Origin of the sequence: Sphingomonas sp. JC676, from assembly GCF_014489075.1 — a bacterium.
Lineage (GTDB): Bacteria > Pseudomonadota > Alphaproteobacteria > Sphingomonadales > Sphingomonadaceae > Sphingomonas.
On record NZ_JACTGR010000006.1, the window covers coordinates 1 to 16,222 of the forward strand.

At 63.8% G+C, this 16,222-nt stretch carries 13 protein-coding genes; 6 read left to right on the forward strand and 7 right to left on the reverse strand.

Going from position 1 to position 16,222, the window contains the following annotated elements; translation table 11 throughout:
* Positions 1-6 precede the first annotated feature (6 nt).
* The 3 genes from IAG41_RS18445 to IAG41_RS18455 all read right to left on the reverse strand — a co-directional run bounded on the left by IAG41_RS18445 (position 7) and on the right by IAG41_RS18455 (position 2,997).
* A complete protein-coding gene (locus IAG41_RS18445) occupies positions 7-360 on the reverse strand; it encodes an immunity 53 family protein (RefSeq protein WP_187730152.1) in 354 nt (117 codons plus the stop codon).
* A gap of 853 nt (positions 361-1,213) precedes the next feature.
* Positions 1,214-1,552 carry a hypothetical protein gene (locus IAG41_RS18450; RefSeq protein WP_187730153.1) on the reverse strand — a complete coding sequence of 113 codons (339 nt, stop codon included), beginning with the start codon at positions 1,550-1,552 and terminating at the stop codon, positions 1,214-1,216.
* A 284-nt stretch (positions 1,553-1,836) separates the two neighbouring features.
* Complete coding sequence (locus IAG41_RS18455) at positions 1,837-2,997, reverse strand: tyrosine-type recombinase/integrase (RefSeq protein ID WP_187730154.1); 1,161 nt, start codon at positions 2,995-2,997, stop codon at positions 1,837-1,839.
* 571 nt (positions 2,998-3,568) lie between these two features.
* On the opposite strand from IAG41_RS18455, the gene IAG41_RS18460 reads away from it, so the two are divergent.
* Genes IAG41_RS18460 through IAG41_RS18475 form a run of 4 tightly spaced genes read left to right on the forward strand, consistent with a single transcriptional unit; the run spans position 3,569 to position 8,140 of the window.
* Positions 3,569-5,890 carry a hypothetical protein gene (locus tag IAG41_RS18460; protein ID WP_187730155.1) on the forward strand — a complete coding sequence of 774 codons (2,322 nt, stop codon included), beginning with the start codon at positions 3,569-3,571 and terminating at the stop codon, positions 5,888-5,890.
* Between the two features lie 27 nt (positions 5,891-5,917).
* Positions 5,918-6,625 carry a hypothetical protein gene (locus IAG41_RS18465; RefSeq protein WP_187730156.1) on the forward strand — a complete coding sequence of 236 codons (708 nt, stop codon included), beginning with the start codon at positions 5,918-5,920 and terminating at the stop codon, positions 6,623-6,625.
* A gap of 23 nt (positions 6,626-6,648) precedes the next feature.
* Positions 6,649-7,452, forward strand: a complete 804-nt coding sequence (locus tag IAG41_RS18470) for a hypothetical protein (RefSeq protein ID WP_187730157.1) — start codon at positions 6,649-6,651, stop codon at positions 7,450-7,452.
* 16 nt (positions 7,453-7,468) lie between these two features.
* A complete protein-coding gene (locus IAG41_RS18475) occupies positions 7,469-8,140 on the forward strand; it encodes a hypothetical protein (protein ID WP_187730158.1) in 672 nt (223 codons plus the stop codon).
* 201 nt (positions 8,141-8,341) lie between these two features.
* Here IAG41_RS18475 and IAG41_RS18480 read toward each other — a convergent pair whose 3' ends face one another.
* From IAG41_RS18480 to IAG41_RS18495, 4 genes are all read right to left on the reverse strand, one after another.
* On the reverse strand, positions 8,342-10,612 hold the full coding sequence (locus IAG41_RS18480; RefSeq protein ID WP_187730159.1) for a TonB-dependent receptor: 2,271 nt from the start codon (positions 10,610-10,612) through the stop codon (positions 8,342-8,344).
* A 285-nt stretch (positions 10,613-10,897) separates the two neighbouring features.
* Positions 10,898-11,731: a 5-dehydro-4-deoxy-D-glucuronate isomerase gene (kduI, locus tag IAG41_RS18485; RefSeq protein WP_187730160.1), complete on the reverse strand. Its 834-nt coding sequence runs from the start codon at positions 11,729-11,731 to the stop codon at positions 10,898-10,900.
* Positions 11,732-11,768: 37 nt separating this feature from the next.
* Positions 11,769-12,920: a glycoside hydrolase family 105 protein gene (locus tag IAG41_RS18490; protein WP_187730161.1), complete on the reverse strand. Its 1,152-nt coding sequence runs from the start codon at positions 12,918-12,920 to the stop codon at positions 11,769-11,771.
* Between the two features lie 156 nt (positions 12,921-13,076).
* A complete protein-coding gene (locus IAG41_RS18495) occupies positions 13,077-13,859 on the reverse strand; it encodes a FadR/GntR family transcriptional regulator (RefSeq protein ID WP_187730162.1) in 783 nt (260 codons plus the stop codon).
* 110 nt (positions 13,860-13,969) lie between these two features.
* On the opposite strand from IAG41_RS18495, the gene IAG41_RS18500 reads away from it, so the two are divergent.
* Both IAG41_RS18500 and IAG41_RS18505 read left to right on the forward strand, forming a co-directional pair.
* Complete coding sequence (locus IAG41_RS18500) at positions 13,970-14,899, forward strand: DUF4861 family protein (protein ID WP_187730163.1); 930 nt, start codon at positions 13,970-13,972, stop codon at positions 14,897-14,899.
* 28 nt (positions 14,900-14,927) lie between these two features.
* Positions 14,928-16,184, forward strand: coding sequence for a DUF2264 domain-containing protein (locus IAG41_RS18505; RefSeq protein WP_187730164.1), 1,257 nt, complete (start codon positions 14,928-14,930; stop codon positions 16,182-16,184).
* The last annotated feature ends 38 nt before the right edge of the window (positions 16,185-16,222 follow it).

Below are 16,222 nucleotides of genomic sequence, written 5' to 3' on the forward strand. Positions count from 1 at the left end.
GGGGCGCTAGCCGTCGTTCGATGACAGGCTGCTCTCATCCGCCCATCGCCGGAAGGTTCGGATTAACCGGCTAAGGTCACGCGGACCTCCCCAAGCTTTGAATTGTGAACCTTCGACGCGGCAAACTAACCATGGCACGTCACCGTCGCCGCCTTGAACGGGTTGTTCCTGCGCCGAGACACCGTCGTAGATCGGCGAGAAACGCTGGCCTTCGAGAGAAGTTCTTTCAAGATCGACGGTCAGACTCCACCCCGGATTGTCGAGGGTGTCCACCGTGACGCCGAACTCGTGTTCCCAGTCCTCATCGCACTGGGCGAGGTACCATTGCATCAGCCATGTCAGGTCGTCAGGTGCTTCCATGTCTTATGGTAACGATGAATTTGGAGTGTCCGCTAGTGGGTACGACCGAGATCCACCTGAACGACGCAGTTTGGGTCGTTACCAGAAGTTCACGCCAGCCCATCCGGAACGGCCGCTATTGCGCTTCCCCGTCCCCAAAAGCTGCCGGTCCGCAATCCACCAATTGCGGACGTAGACCTTGCAGAAAATATGCATTTCCTGCTCGTTTTTAGTCGAGTTAGTGCGCCCCGTCTAAAGCACCCTTGCGGGGCAGAGTACGTATGGCATGGACCGCGCATGTCCCACGTTCGCTTTCAAACCCCCAAGGTCATTGGGTCGGTGCTTGCGTTGCTCGTAGTAGTCGGATTTCCGGCCACCAGTTGGGTCTATTGGCCCGCCGTTGGAGAGGCTGGCGTCTTGCCGCCCGAGGCCGACACGATCTTGATCCCGATGATGGAAAGTATTTTTCTCGCCACTGTCATGGCGCCGGTTGTGGCCGTGATAAGCTGGCTGTGCCTTCGCGGAACAGCGCCCCCTGTGAAGCTGCTCGCATGGGACGGAAGCCGGCCAGTCTTGAGCGGGCTTGTAAGCGTCTGCGCTTTGCCACCGCTCGTTGTTAGCGTTCTATCATTGTGGGGTGAAGTGTGTGCGCCGCCCGGCTGGCACGGCTTATGGTGGGTTCCCTACACGATGCTCGTGATGTTGTGGGTGGCGATGATGCGTAGCGCAGCCCTTTCAAAGCGGAACGGCAGCTAACAACCACCGCGATTCAGAGCCGGCCTCGCCGATGATCGCCTGCGAAAGTCCGGGAATTGGGTGGTGAACCGTCCGGCAGCTTTCGGGCGCGGCAACCGGCAAAAAGGACCCGGATGGGTCAATCGTTCGGGAACGCACCCTGCGGGATGGCGGCTTCGCCTTTAGGCGTGATGGAGAGCAAATAGAAGGTCTCGCCGTCAGCCACCGGTGGAGCGTAACTCTCGCTCCGTCGGACAGCAGTCAAAGCATCGTCCCGGTTCATCGGGGCGGCAGCCCTCGCCTGCTCCCATGCAGTAACCGCAAGCGTTGTTAGGTAGCCACCCTGGATAAGCGGCAACAGGAAAGCGACACTTTCGGCAACGCTTTTAGTCGGCGGCCCCGCAGGTATTTCCCACAACGCCCGCCAGTCCTCGTGGCAGTCTTCCAGAAGGCCCGTTTCAGCATCTCCGAGTTCCAACGCTTAAGCCCTTTCCGCTTGCCAGCCACGGGCGTGCCATCGTTCGAGAACGTCTGCAATCAGGAGTAGCCAGTCGGCCAATGAACGGCAAAGAATGGGGCGGAAGCGGTCGTCCCCGGAAGTTTGATCCGAAACGGCGGCTATCAGACTTTGACCCCCAAAAGCGACCGGTCTGCAAACCACCAGAAGCCGCCAGACCGCTTCTACCCAATCGAAGTCAATTCCGCCGCGGCCAGAATCTATTCACGCCGCCTAGGCCGCTGATGCGTTCTTAGAGACCGCGCTCATAGGGCAAGACCCGCCAACGCCTCCGCTGCCGCATGCCGACTGAGATGGCCGTAATGCCGTTCGATCATCTCCGCGCTCGTGTCGCTGATCTGCGCCACGGCGAGCAACGGCAGTCCGCCGTTCACGAGGTCGGTGATCGTACTATGACGGAGCGTGTAGGCGGTCGTCCCGGGCGGCAGCTTGGCAGCGACGACAGCCTCCGCGATCGGCCTCTTCCATGTTTCCTTGTCCCATGGCTTGCTATTGGCACGCGCCAGTAACGGGGCATGGGGCAGCTTGCCCTTCGCCTGCGCCGCGAAAAATTTGGCGGCGGCGGCCGGTATAAGGATACGGCGAGGCTTGCCGCTTTTGTCCTTGCCGATGGTCAGTTCCGACGTCCGCTTGTCGAAATCCCCGGCGTTCAGGCCGGCGACCGCCCCCGGCCGGAGCGGAAGCAGGCAAAGCGCCCGAACGAAGGGCTCAGCGTCCGTGTCGATCTTCTCTAAAAGCGCGCGCCGCTGGTCGCGATCCAAATAGAGCGTCCGTTGCCGGTCAGCATTTCGGATTGCCTTCAATGCTTCTTGCCACGCAGCTTCCGTATCTGGTGCGCCCGGCGCGAGTATCTTGTTCAATGCTGCGCGGAGCATCGCCATGTCCCGATTAATCGAGGAGGGCGCGCGATCGCGGGTGACCTGCGGGCCTTTCTTGCGGCGGGTGACCAGCGCCGGCTTTTCTTCCAGGCGCTTGCGCCAGGCCTGCAAATGATGTCGGCGAAGCTTGATCAGCTTCACCTTGGCGATCGGATCGGAATACACGTGGCGCTTGAAGCGACCTGCAGCGTCGGGATGCGTCTCCGCATATCGGCCACACGCTTCCTCTACGGTCTCAACCTTTTCCTCGATCTGGCCGCCCGACTCCACCAAGGCAGCGAAGGCTTCCGCCTCCCTCTTTGCGTCGGCGAACCGATCGCGGCCGGGAACCTTGCCGAAGTCGCCAAGCGCCTTGAGGTGATAGCGGCGTTGATCCTCGTCGTAAGCACGAGCGATCCAGGTTCCCGCCCCCTCTCGTGCCGAGGGTCGATAGCCGAGAAAGCATCCTGGCCGAATGCGCTGCCAGTACGGCTCGCGCTGATTGCGGAGCGCCTCCCGCTCTCTCACTTTGCTCAGGTCCAGCGCCATGCCGGCCTCCCTTTCATTCCGTACGGAAAACGTACGGAAAACATAGTGGGAGATAGTTAGATCACCAGAGATATAAAATCAATACTTCCTAGTATGATAGCAATTTCAGGAAATCTCAAAAACACCCATTTCTGTGCACTCCGAAGGCAGAGGCCACAGGTTCGAATCCTGTCGGGTGCGCCAGCTTCAGACTTTGCCTTTGCGCCAGTGCTGCCGGCTAGCGAGTGAACCGCCGCACGTGCGCACCGGTTCGTCGACGATGTCGGATTCATCCTAGCACCTCTGGAACGAATCGGATAAATTACGCCTCGACTCCGGAAAGCTATTTGCGCCGGCGTTTGAATATATATGAGAAATATCGGAGCTACGGGACCCCGCCCAGTAAGAGGTGGAGTCATGGGCCGTTCGTATCCATCCGATTCACACTGACAGGTTATTAAGGAATATTGCCGCTGCATGCGATCGGCAACTGTCGATCATATGCACGCTGCTTGCCGAGGATGTGCGTCATCCTGCGGCCGATTCGCTATGACTGTCAGATCGGAGAGTTGATGCTTAACGGGAGGTTCTCATGGCGACACCAAATGAAAAATCGCGCAAACTGACGATCCGTACCGGGTTCGAAGGCAAGCCCGACGGGGAAATCGATTCGTCCGTCTATCTGTTCGATCGCGGTGGGGCGCTGATTGCCAGCGCGCCGCTGGCGAAGGGCGAGGCCAGGTTCGCGCTCGATCGCCTGCCGCGCGGCGCGCGTGTGTTCGTCGGCCCGTCGCTGGACAAGACCGAGCGCGCCGCTCCGCCATCGCTCTCGACGATGGAGCGCATTTCCGCGTTTGAGCCGCCGATCCGGATCCGGCCTGACATCTCCATCTATGATCTGGCGAAGGTGCCTGAGCTGTTCTGGCCGCACTGGCCGCTATGCCGTTGCCGCGTGCGCGGGCGCATCATGGTCCGCAAGACCTCGCCCAACGGCGTCGTCGTCGAAGCTCCCGTGTGCAACGCGCGCGTCCATATCTGCGAAGTCGATCGCCTGCCCTGGCTGATCCTGCGCCTCCCCGATCCCGACATATTCCGTCTGCGCGACGAACTGATCGATATCATCCGCCGGCCCATTCCCTGGCCGCCCGAGCCCGATCCCGGCCCGCTGCGCGACATCGCCATGCTTCCCGAGGCGCTGGCGCGCCGGGTGGTGGGCAACACCCTCGATCGCGTCGCGCTCAATCCTCAGCCGCTCCCTCCGGGGCCGACAGAGCTGGTTGCGCTCAACCCGCAACCTCTGCCGCCCGTCGAAGGACCGGCGTTCAGCGGGAAATTGCGGCGGGCCAGCGACGCCGTGGCGTTCAATCCGCAACCCGATCCTCCCGGCGACCCCTTCCGAGCCCTGCCGCAGGCCGCGCAATTCGCGCTTCGCTCGAACGCAGCCGCCGTCATCCGCCGCACGCTGCTCGACAATATCGAGCTGATCCGGCCCTGGATCTGCTGGTGGCCCTGGCTGCATCGCTGGTTCTACACCTGCGACGAGCTGCGCGTCGTCACGACCGACGATCAGGGGCGTTTCGATACCAGCATCTGGTATCTCTGCGGAGGCGACAAGCCCGACCTGTATTTCTGGGTCGAGTATGCGATCGGCGGCACCTGGACGCCGGTCTATCGCCCGCCGATCCCCTGCCATGTCTGGTGGGACTATGCCTGCGGAACCGAGGTGACCATCACGGTGACGGATCCGCGCGTACCCGGCTGTGGCGACGTGCCCGATCTCCAGGGCAAGCAGGTCGTGGTCAAGACCATCGGCCGCGAGGTCAGCATGGGCGAGATCAACCACGAGCCGGCGGCCAATGCGGGGACCGCGCAGCCGATGTTCTCGATCAGCTACGGCCGTGAATCGCCGTTCGGCGCCACGCTGGAGCCACGCGTCGATTTCGGCAACGGGCTGAAGCCCGCGGGCATTACGCATTATCGCTGGTCGTATCGCCCGCTCGGCTCGACTGACGAGGACGACTGGATCGCGATCCAGGCCGATGTCCGGCGCCATTATCGCGAGATCCCTGCCGGACCGCTGGATCCGACCGTCTACAAATCGGCGCTCGTTGGCCCCGACCCGGCGATCACCGGCGGCTATTTCTTCCAGGTCGAGCCCGCGCTCCCGGCAGGGGGCGAGGACTGGGAGGTGCTCGACGAAGGCTATGATCTTGCCAGCGCATATTGGGATACGACCGGGCTGCTCGGCAAATATGAGCTCAAGCTCGAGCTGTTCCGCAAGACCGGCACGACGATGACGCGGGTCGACCTCACCGCCGAAAGCGTGGGGATCAACCAGATCCTCGATCCCGCGCCGCTTACCGGCCCCACCTATACCGCGACGCCCGCCACCAGCGATCGGCTGCTAATCGATCCGGTGACGCTGCATGCGGTGGGTTATCGGCTGGTGCTCCATGTCGACAACCGATCGTGCTTCGGGACGATCGACTCGGTATCGGTCGCGCCCGGCGCGAACGACACCAAGTGCGGCTTCCTGGAATATGCGCCGGGCGCCTCCGCGACGATCACCTTCCGCGCCAGCCATCCGGGCAATTTCGCGAGCTTCGGCTTCGCCGTTGCACGCGTCGCGACAGGGCTGCCCTCGGCAAGCGCGGCGGGGCTGACCGATGCGGCCAGCGTCAACGGCTATGTCCGCTCCGGCGACCAGTTCAGCAAGAGCGTGGCGGTGACGGCACTGCTTGCAGAGGGGCTCGGACCCACGGAGGGGCCATGCACCAGGGCCGCTTTCGGCGAGAGCCTATACGTCTATGCGCTCGCGACCAACGGCTATGGCCGGCTGAGCGGTCTCGACGCGCCCAACGCGATCCCGCCGGGCCAGATCGGCCTGCGCGCCTTCGCCATCACGCCCGCCTGAAGGGCCTGGAACGCAAGGAGAAATCCGATGAGTCTCACCCAAGCCGAAACCGTGTTCGCGAGCGTGCACGAAGACGCGATCAACGACGCGCTCACTGCCTTCTGCACCGCCAGGCCGCGTTACCTCGCTTACGGCTCGCCGGCCTTCACCCCCGTGACGACGGCGGCCGAGACGCGGATGGATGCGATTGCCTTTCCCGGTGTGCCGGGCGGCATCCAGTGGCGCCTGCGCCTGTCGATCCCGCGGGTCGATCTGTTCAAGCAGACCCAGGCGCTGCCCCCCGAACTCAGCCTCGGGCCCGGCCAGTTCAGCGTCGAGCTCGATGCCGAGCTTTGCATCGAGTGCCGCAAGATCCGGATCGACCCCAAGCCGCCGCGTCCCGACAAGGGGCGCGGCAACGACAATCCGAACGAACCGCCGCGCGACGACAAGCATCCGCTGAGCGAGCTCACCTGCTTCAAGCTCCGCGTGTTCGCGGTGGGCCATCTCGAGCATGTATTTACCTCCACCGGCGAGGACGGAATCGCCTTCGCCGTCGATGCCGTGGAGATCGTCGACATCAAGCCCGACGAGCTCGAATCCTTCCTCGAATGCCTGATGTTCCTGATCCTGCAGGCGGTGCTTGCCGGCATTCGCCTGCCGCTCAGGGCGCTGCGCGCGGGGGCATTCCAGCTCGTTCCCGTCGTCGGCCCGCTCATCGAGGACGACCAGATCAAGGTCCGCGGAACCGTGTGACCACCAAGCCAAGGAGATAAGCCATGGCGGAAATTATCGCAGCCGTTGACGAAACCGCGGCCAACACCCTGATCGACACCGCGATCGCACTGATCCCCCCGCAATCGGCGAGCGGATCGGGCAGTCTCGGACCCTTTGTCGCCAGCTATTCGGTGTCCGCGACCCTGGCGAACGGCGATATCGACCTGATCGCGCCCGACATCATCCGCGTCGCCAATCTGCGTGTGAACTGGTCGGCCACCCTCGGCATCGGCATCGATCTGAGCACGATCCTGCCGGACTTCTGCCTGCCCCAGGTCTGCGTCAACATCCCGTGCGTCGGGCGGGTCTGCACGCCACGCATCTGCATCGACTGGCCGACGATCGGGGTAACGGTACCGCTTTCCGACTTTGTCGAGGCCGATGCCGATTTCCGGCTGGCGATCAGCCTGTCAGGCGGGATCTGGAACGTGGAGGGCGTGGTCGTCGGCGTGCCGTCGCTACGCTTCGGGCCGACCACCGCGCTGCTGCTGGTCGCGATCGGCGCGGCGATCACACCGGTCCTGCTCGCCGTTCCCTTCATCGGCATCTTCCTTGCGGTCGCGATCAACACGATCCTGGCGCTGATCGGGGTGGCCGGGCTGATCGGCCTGCTCGGACCGATCCTCACTCCCTTCGTCAGCGGGCTGAAGATCCCGATCTACAAGCAGCCCCAGCTCTTCGAGGTGCTGCCGATCGAGGGTCCGATCGATCCGGCGGTCCACATCACGATCGATGCCCTCGCGGCGAGTGTCGAGTCGACCGACGAGGACGAGCTCGTGCTCACCGCCGACATCTCACCCGCCTGAATCAAGGAGACACGCGATGTACAATGAGCTCGACAGTCGCGCCCTCGGACGCGCGGACTGCTATGCGCAGCGCTTCATGCGCGCCGGCGATTATCGCTACAATGTCGTGCCCGGCCATGGCCAGGCGCTCTCGACCGACTATCCCTTCGTCGTGCATGTCAAGGACAAGCACGAGGGCAAGACCGATGGGCAGATGGCGCAGCACAATCTGCGCGTCGCCGTCGACGGCAAGGGATTCTCGGTCACGCCCGCGACGATCACGATCGCCGTCGGCGACATGGCGGTGTGGAACGGCGGCGGCGACATTCCGTTCGCGGTCGTCGGCGAGCAGGAGTTCTTCAACAGCCACCGCATGGTCAACGAATGCGGCTTCAGCCACGCATTCGGCAAACCGGGCGAATATCGCTGGCAGGACGCGTTCGGCAGCAAGCTGGCCGGTGTCGTGCGGGTCCGCGATCCGGACTGCTCCAAGGACAAGGACATGAAGAAATGGCGCGCGGCGCTGGCCGAGGGCAGCCTGGTGATGATCAACGACGGCAAGGCCGATCACACCGAGATCGACATCATGACCGGCCAGACGGTGTTCTTCGCGATCGTGAAGACGCCGGGCATCTCGATCACCGACGATCGGCTGCTGACCCATGTCTATGAGGTACCGTGCGCAGGCTCGGCGACGAGCAAGGCCTAGGTTGGAGACTCATACAAGTCATTGATATTACTGTCGTCATCCCCGCGAAAGCGGCACCCCAGAGCCAATCAGTGAATCGCTTGTGACCCTGGGTCCCCGCTTCCGCGGGGATGACGGCAACAATATAAGTCCAAAACCTGTGAAGCGGCCTCGAAAGAATGGGCGCGCCCGTGAAGGCGCGCGCCGGGGGGAAGATGTCCCTTAGAAGTTGAAGGCCGCGCGCACGCCGCCATAGCGGCGGAAATCGCGCGGAACATAGCTTTGTACCGCCTGGGCGCTACCCTGGTTTCCGAACGAGTTGGCGATGTTGTAGAAATATTGCTGGTCGAACACGTTGTTGACGAAGCCGATGACTTCCCATTTGCTGTCGTGGCTGCGGATGCCCAGCGACAGGTTCAGGACGCCATAGCCCTTCTGGATCGACTCGGGATCGTTATTGATCCCGAAGTTGAACTTGCTCTGATAATTATACGCCGCCTGGATCACGCCGTTGAGGTCGGAGGTGATCGCCGGGCTATAGTCGCCGCCGATCGACAGCTTCCATTCGGGTGCCTGGGCCGGGCGGAAGCCCGCAAGGTTCTGGCGCGAAGGACTGCCGACGCATCCCTGCGCCGCGGTCTGCCCCGGATAGCATTGCGCGAGCGGGAAGGAGCGGATCGTCGCGTCGGTATAGGTAACGCCGCCCGAGAAATTGAGATCGTCTGCAGCGCGCACACTGCCCTCGATCTCGACGCCGCGCGTGCGCAGCTTGCCCACATTGGCCAGGCGGAAGTTGATCGTGCCGTCCGCCAGCGTCTCGATGCCCTGCGCCTGGAAATTGTCGAACGTGGTGTTGAACAGGGTCGCGTTGAGCGTGACGCGACGATCCCAGAATTGCGACTTGATGCCGAGCTGCCAGTCCTCGGACGTCTCGGGCTTCACCGGGCCGGAATTCTGGCGAACCAGGTTGAAGCCCGTGCCGATATCATAGGCCTGGCCCTTGTGACCCGTCGCATAGGTGAAGAAGGCCATCACGTCGGGCGCGAGGCGCTGCTGGATGCCGGCCTTGTAGGTCTGGTAGGTCTCGGAATCGTCGCCGGCGAAATGGGCATTGTTCGCGGCGATATCGAGGAACGTATAGTCGATCTTGCCCTTGCCGGCGCGCATGCCGGCGATCAGCGTCGTGCCGGCGATCACGTCATATTCGACCTGGCCGAACGCGGCATATTGCTTGGTGCCGTTGGTGGCATACCAGCGCGCGACCGAGAAGAACGGCCCGCGGGTGAAGTCGCGCGTCAGATTGAGGTTCGAATAAAACAGGCCCAGCGTGTAACGCAGCTTGCTCGCGCCCGGCGAAACCAGCCGCAGTTCCTGCGAGAAGGCATGCGTGTTGAAGGTGCCGAACTGGCGGTTGTCGAGCGCGGCGATCGCGGACTCGTCCTGGTCCAATATGTCGAACTGCTTGAAATGATCCCAGGCGGTGATCGACACGATCGACGCGAAGCCGACATCCAGCGACGCGCGCAGCGATTGCGAGAAATCGGTATAGTCGGTGCCCGAATTGATGTTGTTCACCACGTCGGTATTGTCTTCGCCGAAGGTGACGCCGGGCGCGAACACCGCGGGGCCATAGGCCGCGTTTCCGCGCAGGCGCGCATTGGGCGAGACGCGGATGAACGGGCGGCCGATCGTGGTGTGGCCGTCGATATAGCCGATCTGCGCAGTGAGGTTCAGCGTGTCGGTGGGATCCCAGACCAACTTGCCGCGCGCCGAGAAGATCTCGCGTCCGTTGACCTTGTCGCCGTTGAACAAGTTGCGGACATTGCCCTCGAACTTGTCATAATTGGCGCTGGCGCGGAAGCCGAGGGTCGAGGTGATCGGCCCCGAAAGCGCGCCGTTGACGCTATATTCGTCGTCGGTGGTGACCATCCCGGCGATACGGCCGCTGAGCTTCGCGGTCGGCCCGCGGGACACGATGTTGAGCAGGCCGGCCGAAGCCGATCGGCCGTAGAGCGTGCTCTGCGGACCGCGCAGCACTTCGATCCGCTCGATGTCCGAAAGATCGGCGAAGGCGCGGGCGAGGAACTGCACCGGCACGTCGTCGATCTGGACCGCGACGCTGGGCTCGACGCTGGGCGAGAAGGCGAAGGTGCCGATGCCGCGGATCGAGACCGAAGCGTTGACCGGGTGCTCGGCGGGGCGGATCAGCAGCGACGGCGCGGCGCGCGTCAGTTCGGAAAATTCGCGGATGCCCTGCGCCTCGAGCGCCTTGCCGCCGAGCACCTGGACCGCGATCGGAACATCCTGGACGCGCTCCTCGCGCTTCTGCGCGGTGACGACGATCTCGTCATTGCCCCGGCTCGCTGCTTGTTCATCCGTGCTGGCGGTTGCGCTCGGCTCGGTCGTCTGGGCGAACGCCTGGCTGGCCGGGACCAGCGCGAGGCCGGCGGCGGCGATCACGCGCGAAAGAGCCGTGGATTGTAGAAATTTCATGGGTGCCTCCCCTAATTTTCAGGAATTCGAGTCTGATGACTTCTCTTCCTCGCCCTGTACCAAGTCCGATTATCCGCCGCAATAGTTGTATGATAACTATTAAAACTTGTCGGAGGCCAGCATTGGGCACACGTGACGTTTCGTATTTTAACACATTGATTAATTGATATTTTATGGGATGAATGCGGCCGGCGCATCGATCGGAGTGTTGTAGCCGCGCCACAAAATCGCGCAATGTTATAGCACAAATTGGTCTGACCACTTGCGTCGAGCGCGCGAAATTGGTCAGGCGAGCTGGCAGATGTCGAGCACGTCCATGTCGTTGTAATCGAGATTCTCGCCGGCCATTGCCCAGATGAAGCTATAGGCGCGCGTCCCGGATCCCATATGGACCGACCAGGGCGGCGAGATCACCACCTCCTCATTGGCCATCACGATGTGCCGCAGCGCATCGGGCTCGCCCATGTAGTGGAAGACGCGATCGTCCGCTTCGAGGTCGAAATAGAGATAGATTTCGGAGCGCCGTTCATGGACGTGCGGCGGCATGGTGTTCCACACGCTGCCGGGCTTGAGCAACGTCATCCCCAGGCACAAGGACGCGCTGGCGCAGGTGTGCGGCAGGATCAGCTGGTAGATCCTGCGGTCGTTCGAGGTTTCCAGGCTGCCGCGTTCCATCGGAGCGGCATCGGCGAGAGTCAGCTTGCGCAGCGGAAAGGCGCGGTGCGCCGGCACGCTCAACAGATAGAAACGCGCGCCCTCGCCCTCGAAGGTCACGTCCTGCGATCCCATCGGGATATACAGCGTCTCGCGGCGCTCCAGCGCGTGGCGCTGCCCGTCCACCGTCACCGCGCCCGCCGTTCCGATATTGACGACACTCATCTCGCGCCGCTCGAGCAGGGGGTGCCCCGCCGCGCTCTCGGGCTCGGTCTGGCGCGGCAGCGCGAGCACGGCACCTGCGGGCACGGCACCGCCAATGACGAAGCGCTCACCATGCGAATAGGTGAGCACGATCTCGCCGGGCCGGAAGATGCCGCTCACCAGATAGCGGTCGCGCAGTTCCGCATTGGTTGCGCCCGCCATCATGTCCGGATGCGTGGCGTAATAGGTTTTTTCGTACACGAAGCGCTCCAGCGGGAGGATCAGCGACGGCCGGAGGTCACAGCGCGGCGACGGCGGTGGCGGCGAGCAGGAACGCGCCGACACCGTAATATTGCGTGTCGCTGGCCTCGACGCGCTCGGGGCGGTCGCTCACTTGCTGCACCCAGCCCAGCCGCCCGTCGGGCTGAATCGCGCGGACGAGCGCCCCCCAGCCGCGGCGCACCACCGGTTCATAGTCGCGGCGGTTGAGCAGCCCGGCATTGATCCCCCAGGCCATGCCGTAGGTGTAGAAGCCGGTGCCGCTCGATTCCGGTGGCGAATCCTCGGGCGCAAGCAGCGAGGGCGCCCAGTATCCGTCGTCCTTCTGCAGGCCCTTCAGCTTGGCGGCCATTTCGAGGAACAGTTCCTCCATCCGCTTGCGATCGGGGCTGCCGGGCTCGAGCAGCGGGATGATCCGCGCCATGCTGGCGAAAACCCAGCCATTGCCTCGGCTCCAGAACTGCTTGCGGCTCTTGCTGTCGCGCCGTTCGAAGAAGCGGCTGTCGCGATAGAAGAGATGCTCGGCCGGATCGTAGAGGAAGTCGGTCGTCGCCCAATATTCCCGCATCGCATAGCTACGGAAGCGCCGATCGCCGGTCTGCTTCCACAGCTCGAGCATCGCCGGCGGCGCCATGAACAATGCGTCGCACCAGCACCAGCGCGTCAGGCACTCGGTGTCGTCATAGCCGGATGGCGGCTGGTAGAATGCGAGCGTGACCCGCGGCGGATGGGTGACGATGTAGTCGAACGCCTGGCGCGCCGGCGCGATCGCGCCCGCGCCGGCGCCATGCTTCGCGGCCCAGAGATAGGATTGGGTGATGACCAAATCGTCGGCGTGGAAGGGCCGGCGCGCCGGTAGCCACTGGTTGGCACGGCCCATTGCGAGGATCGATTGCCTTATCTCGGGCGGCCCGCCGGCATCGGCCAGCGCGGTCATGCCGATCCAGAACACCGCCTGCTCCCAGGCGCGCGGGTTGCGCGTCTCAGTGGTGATCCGGGATACATGCTGCGCATCCCCCATCCGCCCCAGCTGCCATTTCGCCAGACCGGTCGCGAGCCGGATCACCTCGCGCGCGCTGTGGACCTGCGGCGCGGGTCGCGTCGACTGAGCCAGTGCAGGCATGGCGAACAGGTGCGTGACGGCGAGCGCAGCGAGCGGGCGCAGGATCATCGAAAATCCCCAGTTGCGCGCGAGGGGGTTGCGGTGCCGGCGGCCGGCAGGATACTCGACTGTCGCATCGCCCTCTCCGAGACACGGGCATGGCGCCCGGCTTACGGAGTTATCATACAACTTAAGCGAGTTGGGTCAACGCGCCGTGCGCGAAGCTCAGGCGGTCCGGTCGCGAAGCCGCGCCGACGCGCTCAGCATCGAGTGGCGGCTGAGGCTTTCCTGCATGTGATGCCGCGCCGCATCGCGGGCGCGCTGCGGATCCATCCGGACAATCGCATCGACGATCGCCTCGTGCTCGGCAAGCACCTTCGCGGCATAGGCTTGATGCGCCTCGTCGGGCTGGTCGCGCAGATAGAGGTTGCGCGGCGGCACCAGCCGCAGGCCGAGAAAATCGACCAGCCGCACATAATAATCGTTCTGCGTCGCGCGGGCGATCGCGAGGTGGAACGCGCCGTCCGCCTTCGCTGCGGCGACCGGGTCCCCGCTCAGCTCGACCATGTCCTGCAACGCTTCCTGGATGGCGCCGATATCCGCGGTGGTGCGCCGGGCCGCCGCCAGCCCAGCCATCTCGGTCTCCACCGCGAGCCGCATCTCGAGCAGCTTGATCACGTCTGCCAGTTCGTTGAGCTCGTCGCGCGTGATCTGGAACGCGCGATATTCGGCATTCTCGGCGACGAACACGCCCGATCCCTGGCGCGACAATGTCAGCCCCTGCGCCGAAAGCCGCGCGACCGCCTCGCGCACCACGGTACGGCTCACATTCTCGGCGAGCGCGATCTCCTTCTGGGTGGGCAGCCGCGATCCCGGAGCAAGCGCGCCCGAGCGGATCTGCGCTTCCAGCTTGGTGAACAGATCGTCGGTGAGCGACGAGGTCCGCGCATTATCCTCGCCTGTATTATTCCCCTCCGATGATCGGGCTACGTTGACCCGACTTGTCATACGAATCTCCAAAATGTAGGTCAGGTCTATCATCAATGGCCAAGCCAGTCGATCCGGCGAAAAGAACCGAGGAGGAAGAGGGTATGCGCTCGCTACGCTGGAGCATTGCAATGAATCGTCGCCTTGCGCTGATCGCCGGCACGGCGCTGCTCGCCGGGTCCGCCCTGGCGCAGGACGTGCCCGAGGCGACGCTGCCGCGAGTCGAGAAACCACTGCCCCCCGCGCCGGACAAGACGCCGCGTGCGACGGTGATGCTCGCCGACTATCGCTACGACGATCTGCTTTGGGAGAATGATCGCACCGCGCACCGCATCTATGGCCGCGCGCTCGAAGCCGCCGAGCCGCCCTCGGGCTCGGGGATCGACAGCTGGGGCAAGAATGTCGCCTGGCCGTTCATGGATCGCCAGCTGCGCTCAGGCGATCAGCACGCCTATCATGGCGAGGGACAGGACTTCTACAATGTCGGCACCGGCCGCGGCGCCGGCGGCTTGGGCATCTGGCAGGACAACAAGCTTTGGACCTCGCGCAACTTCCGCGCCTATCGCATCCTGAAGAACGGCCCCGACGTCGCCGATTTCGAGGTCGACTACGCCCCCTGGCCGGTCGACGTGACGCGTAAGGTCTGGGAAACGCGGCGCTTCACGCTGCCGCTCGGCACCCAGTTCACCCGCCTGGTATCCACGATACGCTCCGACAAGCCCGGACCGCTGATCGTCGGCATCGGCATCGGCAAGCGCACCACCGGCGAGGGCGGCGACCTCACCGTCGACCGCGAACACGGCGTCCTCTCTTATTGGGGTCCGAACGATCCGCACCACGGCCGCATGGCTATCGCGCTGCGCGTCGATCCCGCGATGATAGCCGAGGTGAAGAACGACGCCGACAATTACCTCGTCCTGCTCAAGGTCACGCCCGGCAAGCCCTTCGTCTATTATTCGGGCTCGGCCTGGAGCCTCGGCCAAGGCGGCTTCCGCAAGCGTGAGGATTGGGATCGCTACGCTGCTGCCGCACCGGTGGACTTCGCCGTCCTCGCCCACTGACCCCACTCGAACCCGATCGGACACCCTGATGGAACGCCGCCATTTCCTCGCCTCGGCGCTCGGCGCGAGTGCGCTTGCGACGATCGGCACCAGCGCCACAGCGGCCGCCACCTCGGCAGAAAGCAGCACTGGCGACCGGCGCTACATGCTCGATCTGCTCGAGAAGATGGCCGTGCCCGTGTTGGGGCCGATGTCGCAAGGCAAGTTGCAGGCGGTCTTCAAGCCCGAACTGAGCCCTACATGGGATGGCCGCAACCCCAAGGTCGCCTTTCTCGAATGCTTCGGCCGCCTGATCGCCGGCATCGCGCCATGGCTCGCGCTTCCCGATGATGCATCCGCCGAAAGCCGCCTGCGCGCTACGCTGCGCAGCCAGGCGGTGGCGAGCTATGCACACTCGGTCGACCCATCCAGCCCGGACTATCTGCTCTGGCGCGAGGCGCCACAGGCTTTGGTCGATTCGGCCTATTACACCAACGCCTTCATGCGCGCACCGCAGCTCTGGAAGGCGCTCGACGCGACGACGAAGAAGCGCGTGATCGAGGAGATCAAGGGACTGCGCCGCTTCTCGCCGCCCTATACCAACTGGCTGCTCTTCGCCGCAATGAACGAGGCGTTCCTGCTCTCGATCGGCGAGGACTGGGATCCGATCCGCATCGATCTGGCGGTCCGCAAGATCAACGAATGGTATGTCGGGGACGGCTGGTATTCGGATGGTCCGCATTTCCATTTCGATCATTACGGGTCGTACGTGATCCATCCGATGCTGGTCGAGATTCTCGAGGTGCTCGTCGCCACCAAGGCCAAGTTCAACAGCCTCGATGCCCCCGCTTTGCTCGAACAGGCGTACAAGCGCATGCAGCGCTATGGCGAGCATCTCGAGCGGCTGGTGGGGCCGGACGGCGCCTATGCGCCGATCGGCCGCTCGCTCACCTATCGCACCGCGGTGTTCCAACCCCTGGGCCTGCTCGCGTGGCGCAAGAAACTGCCTAAGTCGCTGCCCGAGGGTCAGGTGCGCAGCGCAACGCTCGCCGCACAGCGCGCCGTCTTCCGCTTCCCGAGCAATTTCGATGACAAGGGCTATCTGACCCTCGGCTTCACCGGCCACCAACCGGCGCTGGCGGACTGGTATTCGAACGCCGGCAGCATGTATCTCGCCGCCGAGAGCCTGGTGGCGCTCGGCCTCCCCGCGGACAACAGCTACTGGACCAGCGCCGAGCTTCCCTGGACGTCGAAAAAGGCGTTCGCCGGCGAGCCTTTCCCGAAGGACTATTACGTCGAATACTGACGGCGCGCGCCGCGCTTGTATCCGCGCCGCTTCTCATG